The organism is Hymenobacter sp. B81 (genome assembly GCF_044628455.1).
Taxonomy (GTDB): domain Bacteria; phylum Bacteroidota; class Bacteroidia; order Cytophagales; family Hymenobacteraceae; genus Solirubrum.
Map to the genome: position 1 here is coordinate 829,590 of NZ_JBIYZW010000003.1, position 20,922 is coordinate 850,511.

Below are 20,922 nucleotides of genomic sequence, written 5' to 3' on the forward strand. Positions count from 1 at the left end.
AGATGGGAATCGGGTTCAGGGACGGCAGCCGCACAGTACCTCGCGCGTGGGGCCTTGTACGCGGTAGTTCGGCAAGCTGACTTCCTTCATGTACACCACGTCGAGCTGCTCGAGGGGCGGATGCGCGGGGTTTTCGTGCCAGACGCGCAGCAGGTAGTTGCAGTAATAGGCGCGCATCCACTCGTTTTCCACGAACAGGTAGTTCTCGGAGTACTTGCGCCACCGGTCGTTTTTGTGGAGCGCCATCACCGAAGCCGGCTTGGCATACGTAACCGGCCGGCCGCCGCGATATAAGTCGAGCCAGCGCCCGTCGCGGGTGCGGCCTTCCAGGATGTACCAGCCGTCGTCCTTGAACACGGCCGGCGCGAACATGCCCCAGTGCTGATCGGTGCGGAACAGGTAGCCAAACCAGCGCAGCGGGGGCTGCATGGCGTAGCGCGGCGTTACGATGCCGTCGAGGTTCCACCACACGATGTAGGCCAGCAGCACTGCCAGCACGGTATCGCGCAGGGCCGGCAGCAGCCGAAAGCCGCCGGCCGGTGAAGTCCGCCACTCGGCACGCACCTGCAGGCGTAGCGGCAGCTGCCAGGGCGGTAGCTGCTGCCGCCAGGCCGCCAGGCGGGAAACGGCACGGGTTACCGCCGGGGCCAGCCGGGCACTCAGCCAGTCAAGGGCCGGGGTGGGAAGCAGCCCCAGCAGGGCCGCGAAGCTGATGAGAAAAAACAGGCCCACGAACAGGGTGAGACTGATGCCAAGGTGAAAGCCGAACAGCACCAGCACAAACGTCAGCCGGCACCAGGCCGGGAACACCGGAATGAAGAGCAGCGCCGGCAGCAGCAGCTCGAGGTGGTAGGTAATGTGGGTGAGAGTCCGCATCAGCTCGTAGTGCGGGTACAGCAGGCGGCCGGCGGGCATCAGCACCTGGTCCAGGCTCAGGGCGTAGTAGATGGCCGTGCCCTCGGTAGTCCATTCGGGCGCGTTTTTCAGCAAAGCCGTGCAGATGTACACCAGGGCAATCTGCACCACGAAAGCCAGTGAGGCCACGCTGAAATGCCGGTAGCTGACGGGCGGTGGCTGTCGGCTGGCGTCGCGCGACCAGACGCGGCCCCAGGGCAGAAACATGCCCCAGAACAGCAGCATGCGCAGCAAATCGTCGCCGCCCTGGGCAATCAGCGGGTTGCGGTTTTGCAGCGACACCAGCAGCAGCCACGAGCCCAGCGTCATCAGCCGGGTGCGCCAGCCCAGCAGCAAGCCCGCGGCCAGCGCCGCCGCCAGGGCAAAGAGTAGAGCCTGCGCTTCCCACAGCCCGCTGCTGGTGTGCAGCGAAAACTGGTAGGGGTTCCAGGCGCGCTCAAACAGCACGTGCAGCGGCAGTACGCCCAGGTTGGTGTAGTGCGCCTCCAGGTCGGTGCTGCGAATGGCCAGGTCAACCAGCACAATAGCCGCCACGGCCATGCGCATCAGGGCCAGGGCCCGCAGATCCAGCTCAAACGGCCGCCGCAGCCACCTGCCCAGGCGCGGCAGCCCGCCGGGCGGCGCAGCCTCCGCCCGACCCAGCGCAGAAGGGGCAACCTCCGCTGATGGAAGTTGCCCCGAATGCTCTACGAATGGCCGAATGAGTGCCGCCACGGTTGCTTTACCGGGTGGTAGTGCCGCGGGTGGTGCTGCCCGAAGTAGTACCGCTGGTAGTGCCTGAGGTAGACGTGCCGCGGGTGGTGGAACTGCGGGTGGTCGAGCCGCTGGTGGTGCTCGAAGTAGTGGTGCCGCGGGTAGTCGAGCCGCTGGTAGTGCCCGAAGTCGTACCGCTCGTGGTGCCGCTGGTCGTACCGGAGGTAGTACCCGAGGTCGTCCCGCTGGTGGTCATGCCGGTAGTTGTGCCGGAAGTAGTACCGCTGGTGGTCATCCCCGTGGTAGTGCCACTGGTGGTGCCCATCGAGGTCGTCGAGCCCGAGGTGCTCATGCTGGTGGTCGAGCCGCTGGTAGTGCCGTAGCTGGTGGTTGAGCCGCTGGTCGAGCCGCTGGTGGTGCCGGAATCGGTAGTCGAACCGCTGGTGGTGGCCGAGGTGGTAGTGCCGGTGGTTCCCGAGGTGCTCATTCCGCTGGTAGTCGAGCCGCTGGTGGTGCCGGTGGCGTCGTAGCCCGACGAGGTCGTGCTGGGCGTCGAGCCCGCAGTGGTGGCGCCCGATGAGGTTTCACGGTTGCAGCCGGCCAGAGCTACGACGGCACTGAGGGCCAAAGCCGAGCCGAGAGCGGCAAATGGATGCTTTTTCATAGCCAGGGAAGTAAGGTGAATGGTTGGAAAAGGTGAGGTCGAAAAAAGGCGCAGGTTCCGGTCAGTGCAGTTTCTCCGGAAACAGGAGGGGTGTACGCAAACTGAGCGGGGAGGGTGGCTGGTAGAAAAAAAGGACGGTCACGGATGACGTCCTTTCGCAGATCCAAATCAGCTTGCCTATTGGGTAGTGCTGCCGCCGGCCGCACTGGTGGTGGCTTCGTTGGTAGTAGCCCCCGCGGTGGTGCCCGAGGTCGTGCCAGTGGTGCCGCTGGTGGTACCCATGCCGCTTTGGTCGGTGCCGGTAGTCATCGTGTCGGCCGACATGGACCCGTCGCCCGACGACATGCCGGTATCGGTGCCCGAGCCGGGGCCAGTACCGTCGGCCCCCATGCCCGAGCCGGCGTTGGAGTTACCGTCGTTGCCGCAGGAACTCAGGGCCAGCAGGGCGCAGAACGAGCCGGCCAGGTACAACATGCGAGTGCGCTTCATAAGCAAAAGGTGTTTAGTGGGAGAGAAGTGAAGCCCAGGGCTTCGGAACAGGTTCAGGGCCCTTATACGCTGAGCTTTAAGTAGTAGTCATAACTAGCCTCGTAAAATTTATACGGATTCTGCCGTGGTAACTACGCAAGCAGTGGGCTGCGGCGCCGCCCAACAGCAACCAAACCCCACCGGGCTGGTTGCGTACTGCGTGCTACCTTCTCGTCCATGAGCCCGGCCCCTTCCATCATTCTGTTCGACGGCGTGTGCAACCTCTGCCACGGGTGGGTGCAGTTTATCATTGCCCGCGACCCGGCCGCGCAGTTTCGCTTTGCCTCGCTGCAATCCGAGGCCGGCCGGCGGTTGCTGCCTCCCGGCTTCAACTCCGACGCGCTCAATCCCGACTCCGTGGTGCTCATCGAAAATGACGGGCAGATCTACACGCACTCGACGGCCGTGCTGCGCATTCTGCGCCGGCTGCCGGGTGGGTGGGCGCTGCTGGCCGCGGGCCTGCTGGTGCCGCGGCCTGTGCGCGACGCGGTCTACCGTTGGGTGGCCCGCAACCGTTACCGCTGGTTTGGGCGCCAGGAAAGCTGCTGGCTGCCCACTCCCGAACTCAGGCAGCGGTTTCTGGCCTGAGCCGGGGACGCAAGCGTGGCTAGGTCGGGTCGGCTGCTTGCTTGGGGAGTTCAGGCTGCGGGGGGCGCAGGGTTTGCAGGGTTTGCATGAGACGGGCTACATCGGGACCAAAAAACTGCTGGTCGAACTCCTCCACCAGCCACGCGGCGCGCACTACGGCTTTCAGGCCGGCGGGCGTCAAGCTCAGGCTGCGGGCGCGGGCGTCCTGCTCGTGGGTGGGCCGGGCCAGCAGACCCTCCTCTTCGAGGGCGCGCACGGTTTTGCTGGTCGTCATCTTATCGGTGCGGGCGTGCTGGGCCACCAGGGCCTGCGTTACGGGCTCCGGCCGCTGGCTGAGTCGGTGCACGCTGGTCATAAGCAGAAACTGCGTGGGCGTCAGGCCGTGGGGCGCCAGCACCTGCGCGAGCTGACGGTGCCAGTGCGCCGTTACCTGGTTGAGCAGAAAGCCCGGGTTGTCGTCTACGCCCTCGAAAGTGAACAAGGCGTCAGCAGGATAGGCCATCGGAATTTGGTAGGTTGCGGCACCGGGCCGGTTTGCCCGGGCCAATTCATAAACGCAAAGGTGGTAAACAAGTTTATTGTAACATCATTTACCACTTACTTTAAGTTGTTCACAGCCGCCCGGAGCGGCTTTTTTGCTGCCTTATGAAAGCTCTCGTTCTCGATGGCATTGACCAGCCGCTGCAGCTGCGCGAAGTGCCCGCGCCCCAGCCGCAGCCCGGCGAAGTGCGCCTGCGGCTGCAGGCCGCCGCGCTCAACCACCGCGACGTGTGGATCCAGAAAGGCCAGTACGCGGGCCTGCGCTTCCCCATCATCCTGGGCTCCGACGGCGTTGGCCTCATTGAGGCAGTAGGGGAAGGCGTGGAACCCAGCTGCCTGGGGCAACAGGTGCTCATCAACCCCGGCTTCGGCTGGGGCGACAATCCCCGGGCGCAGGGGCGGGCGTTCAACATTCTGGGCCTGCCCCTCGACGGCACCTTTGCCGAGCTGGTGTGCGTGCCGCGGGCCCACGTGCATGCCTGCCCCTCGCACCTGACGGCCAGCCAGGCCGCGGCCCTGCCATTGGGGGGCGTTACGGCCTACCGCGCCCTGTTTACCCGCGGCCAGCTGCAGGCCGGCGAGCGGGTGCTCATCACCGGCATTGGCGGCGGCGTGGCGTTGCTGGCTTTGCAGCTGGCCCTGGCCGCCGGAGCCGAAGTGTGGGTTACCTCCGGGCAGGCTGATAAAATTGAGCGGGCCTGCCAGCTGGGCGCGCGTGGTGGTATCAGCTACCACCAGCCGAAGTGGGGTCTCGAGCTGGCCCGGCAGGCCGGCGGCGGCTTCGATTTGATCATCGACAGCGCCGCCGGGCCAGGCGTAGCGCAGCTGGTGGAAGCAGCAGCCCCCGGTAGCAGAATCGTTTTCTACGGTGGCACCGTGGGCACCATGCAGGTGCCGCCGGCCCGCGTGTTCTGGAAGCAGCTGAGTTTGCTGGGCTCCACCATGGGAACTACCGACGATTTTACCGCCATGCTAGCCCTGGTTGACCGCGCCCGCGTGCTGCCCGTAGTTGATTCTGTAGTGCCTCTGGCCGAGGGCGAAGCCGCTATGCGCCGGCTCGAAAGCGGGCAGCAGTTTGGCAAGCTGGTGTTGTCGATTGATTGATATTAAGTAGTTGATTGTCAGTAAGTATAATTGCTTATTGGAGCACTTGAAAGGGAATGCTCAGGACGGAATTGCTGTTCTACTGCTGAACCTTCAATCAACTCCTGTATTCCATGAAAGCTCCTGCTGAGTACCTCGACGCGCCGGTTCTGTACCTGACGTATCCCACGGGCGAAGATGCCGGGCAGGTTCCGGTAGTTACCTACGACGATGCGCTGCGGGCCGTGGAAACGGCTTTGGCCGATGCCGAGAAATATAAGTATCTGCTGCTGCGCGCCCTGCGCCGCTCGTACCCCAGCCCGAGTGCCGCGGCCGAGGGCGAAATCCGGGAGCTGTACCCGGGTCTGGCTGCCTAAGCAGCAACTGCGTTCGATTTACCGCGGGCGGTTCCTTACACCAGGGGCCGCCCGTTTGCCTTAACCGGGTTTGCCGCCGGCGCCGATTCGGCCAGCCGCTGGCCCAGCAGCCGGGCTAGGTCTACGGCCTGCTGGCGCAGCTCGGGCACGGCCGTCGACTCAAACAGCAGGGGGCGCAGGCTGGGACCCAGGGTAAACAGTTGCTGGGCCGGCTGGCTGTGCACGTCGAGCAGGGCACCGTACGCGTCGGTGGCAATGCCCAGGCGCATGTGGTCGGGCACCAGCCGGCCAGCGTGGCGCAGGCTGGCTACCAAGGGGTCGGCGAGCTGCTGGTAGTCCATAAGCGGCCCGGTGCACAATACCACGTGGTCGGCCTGCAGCCAGTGGTGGTCGTGATTGTAGCGCAGCTGCACGCCCAGCTGCTGCTCGCCCCGCGGCTCGATGTGGCGCACGCGGCCCTTGTGCACCGTAAGCTGGCCGCTGCCGAGCAGTTCGGCCAGCAAAGCGGCGTTCTGCGGCGGGTTGCGGTGGCGCAGCGTCGACCAGAGATTGGCCAGGTGGCGCACAAACCGCTGCTGCTCGGGCAGCGACCAGGCTGCCCAGATGCGGCCCGAGTCGGGCCGCAGCGCATCGAGCACCGACCGCCAGTTGTGGCCCTCGGCGGCGGCCAGGGCCACGCGCCGCCGCACGGCGCGCAGGACTTCGCCCACGGTGCCCAGGCCGGCTAGTTCGGCGGCGTAGAAGCTGGGGTAGGAGGGCGCCGGCGCGGGCAGGTGAGGGGCCGGCCAGCGTCCGTGGCGCGACACGGCTAGTAGGGGGCCGCGGTGGTTCTGGGTCCGCAGCGCCACCAGGGCGTCCACCGCCGTCAGCCCCGTGCCAATCAGCAAAACCGACGCGTCGGGCTGAATGTCGCGCAGGGCTCCGTAAGTCCAGGGGTTGGCGTGAAAGCGTGGGTGCTGGGCGTAGCCGTGGTCGGGCCGCACGGGCGCGGGCGGCGGGAAGTTGCCCAGGGCCAGTACCAGGGTGTTCACCTCGAGGGTGCTGCCATTGCTGAGCTCCAGGTGCACGTTGCCCGTGGGCAGCGGCCGGGCCTGCACGGCCCGCTGCCGCAGCCAGCGCAGCTGCCCGCCGTGGGCCGTGGGCTCGTGCAAAGCCGCCTGCACCAGGCTTTCGAGGTAGCGGCCGTAGGTTTGCCGGGCACAGAAACCGTGCGGGCAATCGGGCAGGCCCTGCTCACGCAACCAGTCCACGAAGTGGTTGGGTTGGTCGGGGAAGGCGCTCAGGCCGCTGCTGCGCACGTTCAGCAGCCACTCGGGCCGGTCGTTGCTGTAGGCGGTGCCCGGCCCCAGCTGTTCGCGTGGCTCCACCATCACCACGTCCAGCGGCCCCACCCCGGCCGGCAAGCGCAGCAGTTGCAGGGCCAGCAAGCTGCCCGCTACTCCGCCCCCGATAATACCGATGGTTTGCCGCGTCATAAGTGAAAAGGCCGAGGCCAGTAAAGCCCCGGCCGGCCGCCCGAAAAACGAAAAAAAATCGGACAGCGCCGCGGTGCGCCGTTCATCGGGCGCCGGGGCAGGGGCTACAGATACGCGCCGGGCAGCAAAAAGTCGCGCACGTACTCGCCGATGCCATCTTCGAGGCGCGTAAACGGCCGCGCGTAGCCGATGCTGCGCAGCTTGCTCATGTCGGCCTGGGTGAAATACTGGTAGGTGTCGCGGATGTCCTCGGGCGTGTCCTTGAAGCGGATATCGGCCGTTTTGCCCAGGGCCACGAAGGTGCTCAGCGCCAGGTCGAGGAAGGTGCGCGCCTCGCCGGTGCCCAGGTTGTAGATGCCCGAGTTGCGGCGGTGGTGCATCAGAAACGTGCACACGTCGGTCAGGTCGCGCACGTAAATGAAGTCGCGCATCTGCTCGCCGTCGGCGTACTGGGGGTTGTGCGAGCGAAACAGTTCCATCGTGCCCGTGCGCTGCACCTGCTGGAAGGTGTGGAATATCACCGAAGCCATGCGGCCCTTGTGGTACTCATTGGGGCCGTACACGTTGAAAAACTTCAGCCCGGCCCAGAAAAACGGCTTTTCCTGCTGCTGAATGGCCCAGTTGTCGAAGTCATTCTTGGAGTCGCCGTAGGGGTTGAGCGGGCGCAGCAGGGGCAGCAGGGCCTCGTCGTCGGAGTAGCCCAGGGTGCCCGAGCCGTAGGTGGCGGCCGACGAGGCGTACACCAGCGGCAGCTGGTAGCGCACGCAGGCCTGCCACATCTGCTTGGAGTAGTTCAGGTTCAGCAGATCGAACACGGCCTTGTCCTGCTCGGCCGTGTCGGTGCGGGCGCCGAGGTGAAACACGAACTCCACCTGCTCGTGGTGCTCGTCGAGCCAGGCGAAGAACTCGTTGCGGTCCACGTACTCGCGCAGGTGCTTGCCCTGCAGGTTGGGCAGCTTCTTCTCCACCGAGAAGTTGTCTACCACCACCACGTCGTTGAAGCCGTCGGCGTTGAGCCGGCTCACCATGCAGCTGCCAATGAAGCCGGCTGCGCCCGTCACGATAATCATAAGCTCAGAGTTGGGTCTGTGCCGCGAAGTACGCAGTTTCCGGCCGGAGGTCGTGCGGCGCAGCTGCTTTCGGGGCCGCAGCGGGCTGAACAAGGCCGGCTATCTACCTTTGCCCTCCTCATGCGTCCCTACTTTCTGCTGCTGCTTTCCGCGCTGCTGGCCTGCTCGGGCCCGGCCGACCCGCCCGCCAACCCGCCGGCCACCCGCCAAACCGTGCGCGACGATCTGGGCCGTAGCGTGACGCTGCCTACCCGGCCCCGCCGCATCATGGCCCTGGCCGCCTCCATGACGGAAATGCTCTACGCCGTGGCCGACACGGCCACCATCGTGGGGCGTACCCAGGTGTGCGACTTCCCGGCTGCCGCGCGCCGCAAGCCCGTGGTGAGCAGCTACCCACTTGATTTCGAGACGCTACTGGCCCTACGCCCCGACGTGGTGTTCACCGTGGAGGGCATCACCAGCCCGGCCGACGCGGCCCGTCTGCAGCAGCTCGGCATTCCGGTGTACTACCAGACCTACCGCACCGTGCCCGACATCTTCCGCGGCCTGCGCGACCTGGGCCGCCTGCTGGGCCGGCCCAGGCAGGCGCAGCAACTCACCGATTCCCTGCAGGCCGAGCTGGGCCAGCTGACTGCCGCCCCAGTCGCCCGGCCGCCGCGCGTGCTGGCCATTACCTGGCTCGACCCCATCTACGCCTACGGCCACAACACGCTGTTTACCGATAAAATCCGGCTGGCCGGCGGCCAGAATGCCCTGCAGCAAACCTTTCCGCAACCCTACCCGGCCCTCACCCGCGAGTACATCCTGCAACTCAATCCCGCGGTGCTCATCGGCGGTAGTTTCGGCAAGCTCGACAGCACCTTCTTCCGCATGTATCCCGAGTTGAAGCGCATCGAGGCCTACCGCACGCGGCGCGTCTTTGCCATTACCGGCGACCTGATGGAGCGCCCCGGTCCGCGGGTACTGGAGTCGGTGCGGGAGCTGCAACGCCTGCTGGCCAGCCAGCCATGAGCGGCCGGGCCGCGCTGGTGCTGGGGCTGACGCTGCTGGTGGCGGCCGCGCTGCTGGTGGCCGGTATGCGCGTGGGCAGCGTAGCCGGCGCCGATTACGCTACCCTGCTGCGGGCCCTGCACCACTTCGACGCCACCAACCCCGCGCACGTGGTGTTGCTGGAGCTGCGCCTGCCGCGGCTGCTGCTGGCTCTGCTGGCCGGCGGCGGACTGGCCTTGAGCGGTTACCTGATGCAGACCATGGTCAATAACCCATTGGCCGATCCTTACCTGCTGGGCACGGCCTCGGGCGCTTCCCTGGGGGCGCTCATCACCGGCATTCTGCTGCCGGCCAGCAGTGCCATCACGCCCTGGGTACTGCCGCTGTCGGGCCTGGCGGGGGCCACGGGGGCCACGCTGCTGGTTATTGCCATTGGCTCGCGGCGCGGGCAACTGGTGCCCACCCAGCTGATTCTGGCCGGCGTGGCGGTGGCGTCGCTGCTCAACGCCCTGGGCGGGCTCATCACCTTTCAGGCCCAGACCGACTCGCAGCTGCGCGCGGCGGTGTCGTGGGCGCTGGGCAGCCTGGAGCGGGCGGGCTGGCCGCTGCTGGCCGGACCGGCGGTGGCCGTGGGGCTGGGGCTGGTACTGGCCCTGGCGCTGCAGCGTCACCTGCACGTGCTGCTGCTGGGCGAGGAGCGGGCCGCCACCCTGGGCCTAAACGTGGGGCGCACCCGCTGGATTCTGCTGCTGACCGCCTCGGGCATTACGGCCGGGGTGGTGGCGCTGTGCGGGCCACTAGGCTTCGTGGGGCTGATCATTCCTCACGCCACGCGGGGGCTGCTGGGCGTCACGGGACGGCTAAATCTGGTATTCTGCACCCTGCTGGGCGGCACGTTTCTGCTGGCCTGCGACCTGCTGGCCCGCTTGTTGTACCCGCCCGCCGGCCTGCCCGTAGGCCTGATTACCGCCCTGTTCGGCGTACCGTTCTTCGTATATTTGCTGCGTAAAAAAGGGGCTTAGGGTCTCGGGGTCTTGGGGCTTGGCTGTCGGTCTGGCTGCCAAGCCCCAAGCCCCCAAGCCCCCAAGTTCCCAAGCCCCCACTCAATGATTTACATCAGTCGCCAGGAGCACTTCAACGCGGCTCATAAGCTCTACAACCCAGCCTGGAGCGAGGAGCGCAACAAGGAGGTGTTCGGGCCCTGCGCCAATGCCAACTGGCACGGCCACAACTACGACCTGATTGTGACGGTGAAAGGCCTGCCCGACCCCGACNGCTCTACAACCCAGCCTGGAGCGAGGAGCGCAACAAGGAGGTGTTCGGGCCCTGCGCCAATGCCAACTGGCACGGCCACAACTACGACCTGATTGTGACGGTGAAAGGCCTGCCCGACCCCGACACCGGCTTCGTGGTCGACCTGAAGGCGCTCAGCACCCTCATCCGCGAGCATATCATCCGCCACGTCGACCACAAGAACCTCAACCTCGACGTGCCCTTCATGGCCGGCAAGCTGGCCAGCACCGAAAACCTGGCGTTGGCCTTCTGGGAAATTCTGCAGCGCGAGTTGCCCGCTATTACCCGCACGGCCCAGCTGCACGGCATCAAGATTTACGAAACGCCCCGCAACTTCGTCGAGTACTACGGCGAGTAGTCATTTAACATTTATCAATTAGCATTTATCAGCTGCCCGGTTGCCGGAAAGTACGGGCCGGTAAGCTGCTGAAAGTGACCTGATAAATGATAAATGTTAATTGATCAATGAGCAGATGAAATACTACGTCATTGCCGGCGAGCGGTCCGGCGACTTCCACGCGGCCCGGCTCATGCGGGCGCTCAAGCAGCAGGACGCGCAGGCCGAATTCCGCTGCTGGGGCGGCGACCTGATGCAGGCCGAGGGCGGCACCCTGGTGCACCACTACCAGGAAATGGCCATCATGGGCTTTCTGGAGGCGGCCACCAGCGTATTCCGGTTTCGGCGCTTTCTGAAGGAGTGCCAGCAAGACTTGCTGGCGTACAAGCCCGACGTGCTGATTCTGGTGGACTATGCCGGCTTCAACATGCGCGTGGCCCGCTTCGCCAAGGAGCACAACCTGAAGGTGTTCTACTACATCTCGCCCAAAATATGGGCCTGGAACCAGGGCCGCGTGCACAAGGTGAAAGCCCTGGTCGACAAGATGTTCGTGATTCTGCCCTTCGAGCGGGAGTTCTACCAGCGCTTTGGCTACGAGGTCGACTACATCGGCAACCCCACGGCCGACGCGGTGTACGAGCACGAAGCCGACGACGACTTCTTTCAGCGCAACAGCCTCGACCCTGAGCGGCCCATTATTGCGGTGCTGCCCGGCTCGCGCAAGCAGGAAATCGAGGAAATGCTCTTCGAGATGCTGCGCATTCTGCCGCCCTTCTACGATTATCAGTTTGTGGTGGCGGGCGTGAAAAACCTTGATGCTAATTACTACGCGCACTTCGAGCGCAACAACGTGCGCATCATCTTCGAGCAGACCTACGATTTGCTGCGCCACGCCAAGGCCGCGCTGGTCACCAGCGGCACCGCCACCCTCGAAACTGCCCTGTTCGACGTGCCGCAGGTGGTGTGCTACCGCACCAGCGCCATTTCCTACCAGATCGGCAAGGCCGTCATCAAGGTGCCCTACATCTCGCTGGTCAATCTCATTGCCGGCCGCGAAGTGGTGAAGGAGCTGATTCAAAGCAACTTCACCGCCCGTAATCTGGTCGACGAGCTGCACCGCGTGCTCGACGACGAGCAGTACATTGCCCAGGTGAAGGCCGGCTACGCCGACATCCGCGAGAAGCTCGGCCGCACCAACGCCGCCGAAAAAGCCGCCGAGCTAATGGTGGGGTATCTGAAAAAATAACCCGACCAGCCGCTGCGGCTGAAACCAAAAAGCCCCGCCGGATGCGTCCGGCGGGGCTTTTTGTTGGTTAGGGGAGGCTTAGGCTGCCCGCAACTGCTTCAGCGGCGACTTCTCGAACTTCTCCTGGGCGTACTCCAGGTCGATAACCAGCTCCGTCACGTCGGTGGCCGAGGGCATGTCGAACATGGCGTCGGTCATGATGCTTTCGCAGATGGAGCGCAGACCCCGGGCACCCAAGCGGTACTCGTCGGCTTTGTCGACGATGTAGTCCAGCGCAGCGTCGGAGAAAGTCAGTTCGATGCCCTCCATCTCGAACAGGCGGTTGTACTGCTTCAGAATGGAGTTCTTGGGCTCGGTCAGAATCAGGCGCAGGGTGGCTTTGTCGAGCGGGTTCAGGTGGGTGAGCACCGGCAGGCGGCCGATGAGCTCGGGAATGAGGCCGAACTGCTTCAGATCCTGGGCCGTGATGTAGCGCAGGAAGTTGTTGGTATCCACCTTGTCTTCGAGCATGGTCTTGGCGAAGCCCAGCGGCTTGGTGTTCAGGCGGCTCTTGATGATGCGGTCGATGCCCACAAAGGCGCCGCCGCAGATGAACAGGATGTTCTCCGTGTTCACCGTAATCATCTTCTGCTCGGGGTGCTTGCGGCCGCCGTGGGGCGGCACGTTCACCGTGGTGCCTTCCAGCAGCTTCAGCATGGCCTGCTGCACGCCCTCGCCGCTCACGTCGCGGGTAATGCTGGGGTTGTCGCTCTTGCGGGCAATCTTGTCGACCTCGTCGATGTACACGATGCCGCGCTCGGCCGCTTCCACGTTGTAGTCGGCGGCCTGCAGCAGGCGCGTCAGAATGCTTTCCACATCCTCGCCCACGTAGCCGGCTTCGGTGAGCACCGTGGCATCGGCAATGCAGAAGGGGACCTGCAGCACCGAGGCCAGCATTTTGGCCAGGAAGGTTTTGCCGGTGCCGGTTTCGCCCACCATAATGATGTTCGATTTCTCGATCGTGACCTCGTCCTTGGTAGTGGGTTTCTGCATCAGGCGCTTGTAGTGGTTGTACACCGCCACACTGAGTACCTTTTTGGCTTCATCCTGACCTACCACGTACTGGTCGAGGTATTCCTTCATCTCGCGGGGCTTCACGAGGTTGAATTTGGGCGTCTTGGTGTTCGAACGAATCTTGTTCTCTTCGTTCAGAATTTGCTGCGCCTGGCCCACGCAACGCTCACAGATGTGGGCGTTGATGCCGGAAATCATGATGGAAACCTCGCGCTTGCTTTTGCCGCAAAACGAGCAGGTGATATCTGCCATTGCTGAAGAGTCGGAATTCAAAGGGTAATTCGCCGGAGGAAAAATTCCCGCGGGGCCAAAGGTACGAAATGCCAAACGCCCTCCCGGCGAAAAAAAGTGCCGGGCCCTGGCGTTTCTCCCTATAAGAACAAATGCCCGCCCCCGGAGTTGCAAGCCGGAAGCGGGCACATTGTTAAATAGTTACGCGGCTATTTTTCGGTGGTGTGACGCTCCAGCACTTCGTCGATGATGCCGTATTCCTTGGCTTCGTCGGCGCGCATCCAGTAGTCGCGGTCGGAGTTGTCGTGCACTTCCTGGTAGGTTTTGCCGGTGTGCTTGGCCAGGATGTCGTAGAGCTCTTTCTTGAGCTTGAGAATTTCGCGGGCCGTAATTTCGATATCCGACGACTGGCCTTGCGCGCCGCCCGAGGGCTGGTGAATCATGACGCGGGCGTGGGGCAGGGCCGAGCGTTTGTTTTTGGCCCCGCCGGCCAGCAGCACGGCGCCCATGGAGGCGGCCAGGCCGGTGCAGATGGTGGCCACGTCGGGACCCACGTACTGCATGGTGTCATAGATGCCCAGGCCGGCGTATACCGAGCCGCCGGGCGAGTTGATGTAGAGCAGGATGTCCTTCTTGGCGTCGGCCGACTCGAGGAACAGCAGCTGGGCCGTGATGATGTTGGCAATGTAGTCGTCGACCGGCGTGCCCAGGAACACGATGCGGTCCATGATCAGGCGCGAGAACACGTCGATTTCGGCGAAGCGCGTGGGGCGCTCTTCAATCACCGAGCGCGTCATGCCCGTGACGAAATGGCGGCTCTGGCCTTCAATGTGGTGCAGGTACTGGTCGACGCCCAGGCCGTTGAGACCCTGGCCCTTGACGGCGAATTTGCGGAATTCCTGTTTGTTCAGCATGTGACTGACTGCAGTAGGAGAGAGGATTGGTTGGGACGAGATGAAACGGCAAACGCCGGCTAAAGGCCACAAAAAAGCCCTTACTCCGACGAAGTAAGGGCTTTTTTGCAGGGAACCAACCCGCGGCGGAAATTACGCGCTGGCTTGGTTCCGGAAGTCCTCGGCCGTCATCGGCTGGTCTTTAACAACAATCCGGCCGCGCAGGTTGTCGAGTACTTTCTCTGCCAGAATGGCTTCGTACTCGTTCATGTAGTTCTTGCCGTTCTCCTGGCGCAGGTAGTTGTCGGCAAAACCGCGCACCGATTCGCGCAGCTCGTCGGATACCTCCGGCAGGTTGAACTGGCCCATGATCTTGGTCATGGTGCGGTCCACGATTTCGTCGTTCGACACTTTCAGGTCCTGCTCTTCCACCACCTTGTTGCGGATCATGGACCACTTCAGCTCCCGCTCGTAGTCGGCGTAGTGCTCTTCGACCTGCTCGGGCGTGAGCTTGCCTTTGTTGGCGGCAATGAGCCACTTCTTGAAGAACTCCTTGGGCAGCTCGATGCTGGTTTTCTCCACCAGGGTTTCAATCAGGCGGCGGTTCAGCAGGTTGTCCGACTCACGGGTGTAGTTCTCCTGTATGGTTTCGCGCACCTTGGCGTCGAAGTCTTCCTTGGTCGTTACCGTGTCCTTGCCGAACACCTTGTCGAACAGATCCTGGTCGAACTCGGCCTTCTTCGAGCGGTTGATTTTCTCCACCTCCAGGGTGTACTCGCCTTCTACCTGGGCGGCCTCGTCCTTGGAGATGCCCGAGAAGTTAGCAATGGCGGCGGCGTCGCCGTCGAAGATGTTTTTCAGGTCAAACGACACTTTGTCGCCGGCCTTCAGGCCCACGAACTTGTCGGCGTCGTTTTTCAGCTTGTTGGTCGGCAGCATCACCTTGTGGGAAAGCTCGGTGCCTTCCTTGCTGAGCGTGCCCGAAATGTAGTCGCCGGCCTCCGAGGCTTCGGGCGCGGAGTTCTCGCCGAACTGCATGCCGATCTGCTCGTAGGTCTCGTTGAGGGTGTTTTCGTCGAGCTCCACCACGGGGCGCTCCACTTCCAGCTCGGCCACGGGCAGCTCGAACTCGGGCAGCAAACCCAGCTCAAACTGAAACTCGAAGTCCTTCTGGGTGTCGAAGTCCACGTTCGAGGGCACCGGCAGCGGCTCGCCCAGGATGCGCAGATTGTTTTCCTTGATGTAGGTGTCGACGTTGGTTTGCAGCAGACGGTTGATTTCGTCTACCAGCACGCCCTTGCCGTACATTTTGCGCACCAGGCCGGCGGGAACCTTGCCGGGGCGGAAGCCCTTAATCTGCGCCTTTTTCGAGAGGTCTTTGATTTGCTTTTCTACTGCTTCCGAGTAGTCAGCTTCCGTGAGGCGCACAGTCAGCAGGGCACTCTGCTGGCCGTCTTTCTGGTCGAGGGTAATGTCCAAAACAAGTCGGAGGTTAAGGGTAACGAGAGAAAAGCCCAAAGGCCGGGAACAGCAAACCCCCAACTTGGCCGTCGCCGGGTAGTTGAGGGCCTTGGGGGTTAAGCCAGCGGCCCGCCGCAAAATGGCAGGCCAGTAGTGCGGATGGAGGGACTCGAACCCACACGCCTTGCGGCACCAGATCCTAAGTCTGGCACGTCTACCAATTTCGCCACATCCGCTGAAGCGAGGCCGGCTGCCTCGGGGGCGCAAAGCTACGGAAGCAAGCCGTAAATTCAAATGGGTGTGCGGTTTTGGCAACGCGGGGCGGCGTTTGGCGGTTATAAAGGCAGGAAACCGATGAGTCAGGACCGCCAGGCGGTCCTCGCCCAGCGCCGGGTGTCACCAGCCCGCCGCAGAAGGGGCCGCGGTTTCCTGCTTACCTTCGTCCCGCGGCCTTCGCGGCCGTTCTTTTTGCCGATGGCCACCCTCATTGACCCCGAAGTAGAACGCCAGGAAATCCTGCGTCATTACCGCCGCCTGCTGCGCACGGCCAAGCCCTACCTGAAAGACGGCGACGCCAAGCTCATCAAGAAGGCGTTCAACACCTCGCTCGAAGCCCACAAGGACATGCGCCGCAAGTCCGGCGAGCCGTACATTCTGCACCCACTGGCCGTGGCGCAGATTGCCGTGGAGGAAATCGGGCTGGGCACCACCAGCATCGTGGCGGCCCTGCTGCACGACGTGGTAGAAGACACCAACTGGGAAATTTCCGACGTGGAGCGCGAGTTCGGCCCCCGCGTGGCCCAGATCGTGGACGGGCTCACCAAGATTTCGGGCGTGTTCGACTACGGCACCAGCGAGCAGGCCGAGAACTTCCGCAAGATGCTGCTCACGCTCTCTGAGGACGTGCGCGTGATTCTGATCAAGATTGCCGACCGCCTGCACAACATGCGGACGCTGGACTCGATGCCGCGGCACAAGCAGCTCAAGATTGCCTCCGAAACCATCTACCTCTACGCGCCGCTGGCCCACCGCCTGGGGTTGTACGCCATCAAGAGCGAGCTGGAAGACCTGCACCTGAAGTACACCGACACCGAGACCTACAACGAACTGGTGAACAAGGTGCGCCAGAGCCGCAGCGCCCGCAACCGCTTTATCAAGGAGTTCGTGGCGCCCATCGACGAGGAACTGCACCGGCAGGGCTTCCGCTTCGAAATCAAGGGCCGGCCCAAGAGCATCTATTCCATTCTGCGCAAGATGCGCAAGCAGAACATTCCCTTCGAGGAAGTCTACGACCTGTTTGCCATCCGCATCATTCTGAACGTGCCGCCCGAGCAGGAAAAAGCCGCCTGCTGGCGCGTGTACTCCATCGTCACCGACTTCTACCAGCCCAACCCCGACCGCCTGCGCGACTGGGTGAGCACGCCCAAGGCCAACGGCTACGAGTCGCTGCACACCACCGTCATGTCGAGCCCCGGCCAATGGGTGGAGGTGCAGATCCGGTCCCGGCGCATGGACGACATTGCCGAGAAAGGCTACGCCGCGCACTGGAAGTACAAGGACACCGGCGCCGTGCAGCCCGAGTCGACCCTGGAGACGTGGATCAACAAGGTGCGCGAGATGCTCGAAACCAACAACTCCAACGCCCTGGAGTTCATGGACGAGTTCCGCCAGAACCTGTTCGTGAAGGAAGTCTACGTGTTCACGCCCAAGGGCAAGCTCATTATTCTGCCCGAAGGCGCCACCACGCTCGATTTCGCCTTCGAGATTCACACCCACATTGGCATGCAGTGCCTCGGGGCCAAGGTCAACCAGAAGCTGGAGCCGCTGAGCTACCGCCTGCGCAACGGCGACCAGGTGGAAATCCTGACCTCGCAGAAGCAGAAGCCCACCGAGGAATGGCTTAAGTACGTGACCACCTCCAAGGCCAAGGGCAAAATCCGCGACTTCCTGCGCGACGAGAAGCGCAGCAAGTCCGAGGACGGCCGCTACCTGGTAGAGAAGCGCCTGGAACTGCTGGGCGTTGAGGTAAACCAGGACAACCTCAACCGCCTGCTGGCGCACTTCAACGTGCACAACCCGCAGGAATTCTACTACCGCATTGCCATCGGGCAGGTCGACGGCCGCGAAATCAAGGAAAGTTTGTTCGACCCCACGCTGCCGGCGCCCAAGCTGCCGTCGATGCTCGAGCCCAAGGCCTTCGACGCGGAAGTGCAGAAGCTGCGCGGCGTGCGCCCCGACATGCTGGTCATCGGCGAAAACACCGCCAAGATCCGCTATACTATTGCTACCTGCTGCAACCCCATTCCCGGCGACGACGTGTTCGGCTTCGAAACCGACGACGGCATCGTGATTCACCGCACGTCCTGCCCCAAGGCCGTGGAGCTGATGTCGAGCTTCGGCAACCGCGTGGTGCGCGCCAAGTGGACTGATCAGCTGGAGCTGGCGTTCCTGGCCGGCCTGCGCATCAAGGGCTCCGACCGCGTGGGCCTGGTGAACGACGTCACCAAAATCATTTCGAACAGCCTCAAGGTAAACATGCGCTCCATCACCATCGACTCCGACGACGGCATGTTCGAGGGCCAGATCATGGTGTTCGTCAACGACACGGCCCACCTCGACAAGCTCATTCAGCGCCTGAGCAAGGTGCGCGGCGTGCTGTCGGTGGAGCGCTTCAGCTCGTGAGGAAACCCACTGGCCGGTTTCGTGGTTGCTAAGCCACGGTTCCGGCCGGCACACCTTAGTATATATAACAGTCTCAAATGCTCGACCCCGAGAAGTACGAAGAGGTTAAGAAAATCTTCACCGCCTACCTCGAAAGCAAGGGCCTGCGCAAGACGGCCGAGCGCTACGCCATTCTGGAGGAAATCTACTCCCGCACCGGTCACTTCGACGTGGAAGAGCTGTACGCCGGCATGAAGGAGCGCGGCGTGCAGGTGAGCCGCGCCACGGTGTACAACACCCTCGATCTGCTGGTCGAGCACCACCTCGTCAGCAAGCACCAGTTCGGCCGCAACCTTGCCCAGTACGAGAAATCATACGGCTACCGGCAGCACGACCACGTCATTTGCACCGAGTGCCACAAGGTCGTGGAGTTCTGCGACCCGCGCATCCACGGCATCCAAACCATGGTCGGGGAGTTATTGAACTTCCATATCTTGCACCACTCCTTGAATCTTTACGGCGTATGCGGCGACTGCCGCGCCAAAGCCGCTCGTACCATTACTGAATGAAAACTGACGCCACCGTCCACGACGGCATCCTGTCGGTTCGCCTTACCGGCGACCTGATTGGCAGCCCCGACTCCCAATCCCTGTTGCAGACCGTCGACCAGCACCTCGGCGACGACGCCGTAACGCTCTGCTCGGTCGACCTTTCCAATGTGCGCTACGTCAACAGCTCCGGCATTGGCGTGCTGGTGTCGCTGCTGACCAAGTTCCGCAGCCGAGGTGGCGAACTGGTGCTCATCAACCCTGCCGAACACCCCCGCAAGATGCTGGCGCTGACCAAGCTCACCTCCATCTTCACTATTGCCGACGACGATACCGCCGCCATCAGCCTCCTTAAAAGCGCCAACTAGATGCCAGTAGACGTACTTGTCGGGCTGCAGTGGGGCGATGAAGGGAAAGGAAAAATCGTCGACGTGCTGGCCCCCACGTACGACGTTGTCGCCCGCTTTCAGGGTGGCCCCAATGCCGGTCACACCCTGACTTTCAACGGCACCAAGCACGTTCTGCACCAGGTGCCCTCTGGGATTTTCCACTCCCACATTATTAATGTAGTCGGCAACGGCGTCGTGCTTGACCCCGCCGTATTCCGCGAAGAGCTGCGCAAGCTCACCGCCCGCGGTATCGACGGCACGGCCAATCTCTACATCTCGCGCAAGGCCCAGCTCATTCTGCCTTCGCACCGCGCCCTCGACCGCATTTGGGAAGAAGCCCGCGGCGGCGACCGAATCGGGTCTACTCTTAAAGGCATCGGCCCGACCTACCAGGACAAAGTGGGCCGTACAGGGCTGCGCGTGGGCGACACCCTGCACGCGAATTTTCGCGAGCGGTACCAGCAAACCGTGGAGCGGCATCGTCAGCTGGCCAACTTCCACCAGCGCGAGCTCGATATTGAGGCCGAAGAAGCCATCTTCTTCGAAGCCGTGGAAGAGTTGCGGCAGCTGCGGTTGGTCGATACCGAGTACCTGCTCAACGACCTGCTCAGCCAGGGCAAGCGCATCCTGGCTGAGGGCGCCCAGGGCTCCTTGCTCGATATTGACTTCGGCACTTATCCCTACGTTACCTCGTCGAGCACTATCGTGGCTGGCGCCTGCACCGGCCTCGGCATTGCCCCCAAGCATATAGATAAGGTATACGGCATCAGCAAAGCCTACTGCACCCGCGTGGGCAGTGGTCCGTTTCCCACCGAGCTGCACGACGAAGTAGGGGAGAAGATTCGCCAGGCTGGCCGCGAGTTTGGCTCAACCACGGGCCGCCCACGCCGCTGCGGCTGGATCGATTTGCCGGCCCTGCGCTACGCCATCATGCTGAATGGGGTAACCGAGCTGCACCTGATGAAGGCCGATGTGCTGTCAGACTTCGCGGAAATCCGCGTCTGCACCCATTACAAGCGCGCCGATGGCAGCCTTACGGAGCAGCTTCCCGACCTGGGCGAACTGGAGCAACTGGAGCCGGAATACGTTTCGCTGCCCGGCTGGCAGGTTTCTTTGGACGATGTAAGCCAGGCGCACGAGCTACCGGCCGCAGTCCAGGGCTACGTGCAATTTCTTGAGCAGCAGCTGCAAGTGCCGGTCAGCATCGTCAGCATTGGCCCCGACCGTACCAGCACGCTGCATCGCAGCTAACTTATAGGAGCCGATTTTTCGCTGAGGGCCGCTTGCAAATCCGCAGGCGGCCCTTACCTTTGTCATCCCGCTACGGCAAACGGCCGGCGGTACTCTTCAAATGAAGATGTTCTAAAAAAAGCTCGACAGGGTCTTGCTTCCGAAAGAATAGCCGCTGTATCTTTGCAGACCTGTTCGAAAGGAACGGGGCAACGAGAGTGAAAATTGGTTTGGTTTCTACCCGGCAATTTGAACATCATAGTTGAAAAGTTTTTTTGGGGTTGGTTCTTGCTTCAGCGGCGCCGGTTTGGCTACCTTTGCAGCCCGCTTCGTTCGGAGGCGGAGGCGAAGGGAGGACGCAGGCGCCGCGAAAAAAAGCGGGCCGGGAACTTGGAAAGTGCGGGGTGCGGTTGCTACCTTTGCCGTCCGGTTTCGCCGCCCGGTCGGGGCGGCTCGCCGCTTCGGGCGACGGAAAAAAAACTTGCCCCGGGGCTTGCAGCTGCCGAAAGAAGGTGGTACCTTTGCCACCCCAAACACAACGACGGCCGCCACACGGGTGGCCAACGACCCGAAGCAGTAGGCTTCGGCACGGAATCCAGATGGGATTCGCACGTTCTTTGAGAGAGTGGTGAAAACGACAAGGTTGCTGTTTCTTCG

At 63.0% G+C, this 20,922-nt stretch carries 21 protein-coding genes and 1 tRNA gene; 12 read left to right on the forward strand and 10 right to left on the reverse strand.

Going from position 1 to position 20,922, the window contains the following annotated elements:
• Window positions 1-15: 15 nt before the first annotated feature.
• The 3 genes from ACE191_RS20380 to ACE191_RS20390 form a co-directional block, all read right to left on the reverse strand.
• Window positions 16-1,629: a hypothetical protein gene (locus ACE191_RS20380; protein ID WP_400194093.1), complete on the reverse strand. Its 1,614-nt coding sequence runs from the start codon at window positions 1,627-1,629 to the stop codon at window positions 16-18.
• Window positions 1,630-1,636: 7 nt separating this feature from the next.
• Window positions 1,637-2,272, reverse strand: coding sequence for a hypothetical protein (locus ACE191_RS20385; RefSeq protein WP_400194094.1), 636 nt, complete (start codon window positions 2,270-2,272; stop codon window positions 1,637-1,639).
• A gap of 177 nt (window positions 2,273-2,449) precedes the next feature.
• Window positions 2,450-2,761 (reverse strand): hypothetical protein, encoded by a 312-nt coding sequence (locus ACE191_RS20390; RefSeq protein WP_400194095.1) that lies wholly within the window; start codon window positions 2,759-2,761, stop codon window positions 2,450-2,452.
• Between the two features lie 216 nt (window positions 2,762-2,977).
• Here ACE191_RS20390 and ACE191_RS20395 point away from each other — a divergent pair, with 216 nt between their 5' ends.
• On the forward strand, window positions 2,978-3,388 hold the full coding sequence (locus ACE191_RS20395; RefSeq protein ID WP_400194096.1) for a thiol-disulfide oxidoreductase DCC family protein: 411 nt from the start codon (window positions 2,978-2,980) through the stop codon (window positions 3,386-3,388).
• A 19-nt stretch (window positions 3,389-3,407) separates the two neighbouring features.
• Here the strand turns inward: ACE191_RS20395 and ACE191_RS20400 are convergent, their stop codons facing one another.
• The gene (locus ACE191_RS20400; RefSeq protein WP_400194097.1) at window positions 3,408-3,890 is read right to left on the reverse strand and encodes a MarR family winged helix-turn-helix transcriptional regulator; all 483 of its coding nucleotides are present in this window, start codon (window positions 3,888-3,890) and stop codon (window positions 3,408-3,410) included.
• A gap of 143 nt (window positions 3,891-4,033) precedes the next feature.
• Between ACE191_RS20400 and ACE191_RS20405 the strand changes: the two genes are divergently transcribed.
• Both ACE191_RS20405 and ACE191_RS20410 read left to right on the forward strand, forming a co-directional pair.
• Window positions 4,034-5,032: a zinc-binding dehydrogenase gene (locus ACE191_RS20405; RefSeq protein WP_400194098.1), complete on the forward strand. Its 999-nt coding sequence runs from the start codon at window positions 4,034-4,036 to the stop codon at window positions 5,030-5,032.
• A 113-nt stretch (window positions 5,033-5,145) separates the two neighbouring features.
• Entirely contained in the window at window positions 5,146-5,388 is a 243-nt protein-coding gene (locus tag ACE191_RS20410; protein ID WP_400194099.1) for a hypothetical protein, read from the forward strand.
• A 35-nt stretch (window positions 5,389-5,423) separates the two neighbouring features.
• Here the strand turns inward: ACE191_RS20410 and ACE191_RS20415 are convergent, their stop codons facing one another.
• Complete coding sequence (locus ACE191_RS20415; protein ID WP_400194100.1) at window positions 5,424-6,863, reverse strand: FAD/NAD(P)-binding protein; 1,440 nt, start codon at window positions 6,861-6,863, stop codon at window positions 5,424-5,426.
• Window positions 6,864-6,967: 104 nt separating this feature from the next.
• Window positions 6,968-7,933 (reverse strand): ADP-glyceromanno-heptose 6-epimerase, encoded by a 966-nt coding sequence (rfaD, locus tag ACE191_RS20420; RefSeq protein ID WP_400194101.1) that lies wholly within the window; start codon window positions 7,931-7,933, stop codon window positions 6,968-6,970.
• A 120-nt stretch (window positions 7,934-8,053) separates the two neighbouring features.
• On the opposite strand from rfaD, the gene ACE191_RS20425 reads away from it, so the two are divergent.
• The 5 genes from ACE191_RS20425 (at window position 8,054) to lpxB (ending at window position 11,799) form a co-directional block, all read left to right on the forward strand.
• A complete protein-coding gene (locus tag ACE191_RS20425) occupies window positions 8,054-8,944 on the forward strand; it encodes a helical backbone metal receptor (RefSeq protein ID WP_400194102.1) in 891 nt (296 codons plus the stop codon).
• Entirely contained in the window at window positions 8,941-9,945 is a 1,005-nt protein-coding gene (locus ACE191_RS20430; protein ID WP_400194103.1) for a FecCD family ABC transporter permease, read from the forward strand. Before ACE191_RS20425 ends, ACE191_RS20430 begins: the two co-directional genes overlap by 4 nt.
• Window positions 9,946-10,029: 84 nt before the next feature.
• Window positions 10,030-10,290, forward strand: a complete 261-nt coding sequence (locus ACE191_RS20435; protein WP_400194104.1) for a 6-carboxytetrahydropterin synthase — start codon at window positions 10,030-10,032, stop codon at window positions 10,288-10,290.
• Window positions 10,239-10,574 carry a 6-pyruvoyl trahydropterin synthase family protein gene (locus tag ACE191_RS20440; RefSeq protein WP_400194105.1) on the forward strand — a complete coding sequence of 112 codons (336 nt, stop codon included), beginning with the start codon at window positions 10,239-10,241 and terminating at the stop codon, window positions 10,572-10,574. Before ACE191_RS20435 ends, ACE191_RS20440 begins: the two co-directional genes overlap by 52 nt.
• 115 nt (window positions 10,575-10,689) lie before the next feature.
• Window positions 10,690-11,799 carry a lipid-A-disaccharide synthase gene (gene lpxB / locus ACE191_RS20445; protein ID WP_400194106.1) on the forward strand — a complete coding sequence of 370 codons (1,110 nt, stop codon included), beginning with the start codon at window positions 10,690-10,692 and terminating at the stop codon, window positions 11,797-11,799.
• 78 nt (window positions 11,800-11,877) lie between these two features.
• Here lpxB and clpX read toward each other — a convergent pair whose 3' ends face one another.
• The 4 genes from clpX to ACE191_RS20465 all read right to left on the reverse strand — a co-directional run bounded on the left by clpX (window position 11,878) and on the right by ACE191_RS20465 (window position 15,673).
• Window positions 11,878-13,104 carry an ATP-dependent Clp protease ATP-binding subunit ClpX gene (clpX, locus tag ACE191_RS20450; protein WP_400194107.1) on the reverse strand — a complete coding sequence of 409 codons (1,227 nt, stop codon included), beginning with the start codon at window positions 13,102-13,104 and terminating at the stop codon, window positions 11,878-11,880.
• Window positions 13,105-13,292: 188 nt separating this feature from the next.
• The gene (locus tag ACE191_RS20455; protein ID WP_400194108.1) at window positions 13,293-13,997 is read right to left on the reverse strand and encodes an ATP-dependent Clp protease proteolytic subunit; all 705 of its coding nucleotides are present in this window, start codon (window positions 13,995-13,997) and stop codon (window positions 13,293-13,295) included.
• Between the two features lie 132 nt (window positions 13,998-14,129).
• Entirely contained in the window at window positions 14,130-15,455 is a 1,326-nt protein-coding gene (gene tig, locus ACE191_RS20460; protein ID WP_400194109.1) for a trigger factor, read from the reverse strand.
• Between the two features lie 136 nt (window positions 15,456-15,591).
• Window positions 15,592-15,673 (reverse strand) — tRNA-Leu (locus tag ACE191_RS20465).
• Window positions 15,674-15,911: 238 nt separating this feature from the next.
• Here ACE191_RS20465 and ACE191_RS20470 point away from each other — a divergent pair.
• The 4 genes from ACE191_RS20470 (at window position 15,912) to ACE191_RS20485 (ending at window position 20,286) form a co-directional block, all read left to right on the forward strand.
• Complete coding sequence (locus ACE191_RS20470) at window positions 15,912-18,119, forward strand: RelA/SpoT family protein (protein ID WP_400194110.1); 2,208 nt, start codon at window positions 15,912-15,914, stop codon at window positions 18,117-18,119.
• A 77-nt stretch (window positions 18,120-18,196) separates the two neighbouring features.
• Window positions 18,197-18,667, forward strand: a complete 471-nt coding sequence (locus tag ACE191_RS20475; protein ID WP_400194111.1) for a Fur family transcriptional regulator — start codon at window positions 18,197-18,199, stop codon at window positions 18,665-18,667.
• Entirely contained in the window at window positions 18,664-19,014 is a 351-nt protein-coding gene (locus ACE191_RS20480; protein WP_400194112.1) for an STAS domain-containing protein, read from the forward strand. The genes ACE191_RS20475 and ACE191_RS20480 overlap by 4 nt, the downstream gene beginning before the upstream one ends.
• Window positions 19,015-20,286, forward strand: coding sequence for an adenylosuccinate synthase (locus tag ACE191_RS20485; RefSeq protein WP_400194113.1), 1,272 nt, complete (start codon window positions 19,015-19,017; stop codon window positions 20,284-20,286).
• Window positions 20,287-20,922: the final 636 nt, after the last annotated feature.

Excerpts from the sequence above, each read along its gene's own strand:
- ACE191_RS20385 (WP_400194094.1), bottom strand. The coding sequence starts at position 2,272 with ATGAAAAAGCATCCATTTGCCGCTCTCGGCTCGGCTTTGGCCCTCAGT.
- ACE191_RS20390 (WP_400194095.1), bottom strand. The coding sequence starts at position 2,761 with ATGAAGCGCACTCGCATGTTGTACCTGGCCGGCTCGTTCTGCGCCCTG.
- ACE191_RS20395 (WP_400194096.1), top strand. The coding sequence starts at position 2,978 with ATGAGCCCGGCCCCTTCCATCATTCTGTTCGACGGCGTGTGCAACCTC.
- ACE191_RS20400 (WP_400194097.1), bottom strand. The coding sequence starts at position 3,890 with ATGGCCTATCCTGCTGACGCCTTGTTCACTTTCGAGGGCGTAGACGAC.
- ACE191_RS20405 (WP_400194098.1), top strand. The coding sequence starts at position 4,034 with ATGAAAGCTCTCGTTCTCGATGGCATTGACCAGCCGCTGCAGCTGCGC.
- ACE191_RS20410 (WP_400194099.1), top strand. The coding sequence starts at position 5,146 with ATGAAAGCTCCTGCTGAGTACCTCGACGCGCCGGTTCTGTACCTGACG.
- ACE191_RS20415 (WP_400194100.1), bottom strand. The coding sequence starts at position 6,863 with ATGACGCGGCAAACCATCGGTATTATCGGGGGCGGAGTAGCGGGCAGC.
- rfaD (WP_400194101.1), bottom strand. The coding sequence starts at position 7,933 with ATGATTATCGTGACGGGCGCAGCCGGCTTCATTGGCAGCTGCATGGTG.
- ACE191_RS20425 (WP_400194102.1), top strand. The coding sequence starts at position 8,054 with ATGCGTCCCTACTTTCTGCTGCTGCTTTCCGCGCTGCTGGCCTGCTCG.
- ACE191_RS20430 (WP_400194103.1), top strand. The coding sequence starts at position 8,941 with ATGAGCGGCCGGGCCGCGCTGGTGCTGGGGCTGACGCTGCTGGTGGCG.
- lpxB (WP_400194106.1), top strand. The coding sequence starts at position 10,690 with ATGAAATACTACGTCATTGCCGGCGAGCGGTCCGGCGACTTCCACGCG.
- clpX (WP_400194107.1), bottom strand. The coding sequence starts at position 13,104 with ATGGCAGATATCACCTGCTCGTTTTGCGGCAAAAGCAAGCGCGAGGTT.
- ACE191_RS20455 (WP_400194108.1), bottom strand. The coding sequence starts at position 13,997 with ATGCTGAACAAACAGGAATTCCGCAAATTCGCCGTCAAGGGCCAGGGT.
- ACE191_RS20470 (WP_400194110.1), top strand. The coding sequence starts at position 15,912 with ATGGCCACCCTCATTGACCCCGAAGTAGAACGCCAGGAAATCCTGCGT.
- ACE191_RS20475 (WP_400194111.1), top strand. The coding sequence starts at position 18,197 with ATGCTCGACCCCGAGAAGTACGAAGAGGTTAAGAAAATCTTCACCGCC.
- ACE191_RS20480 (WP_400194112.1), top strand. The coding sequence starts at position 18,664 with ATGAAAACTGACGCCACCGTCCACGACGGCATCCTGTCGGTTCGCCTT.
- ACE191_RS20485 (WP_400194113.1), top strand. The coding sequence starts at position 19,015 with ATGCCAGTAGACGTACTTGTCGGGCTGCAGTGGGGCGATGAAGGGAAA.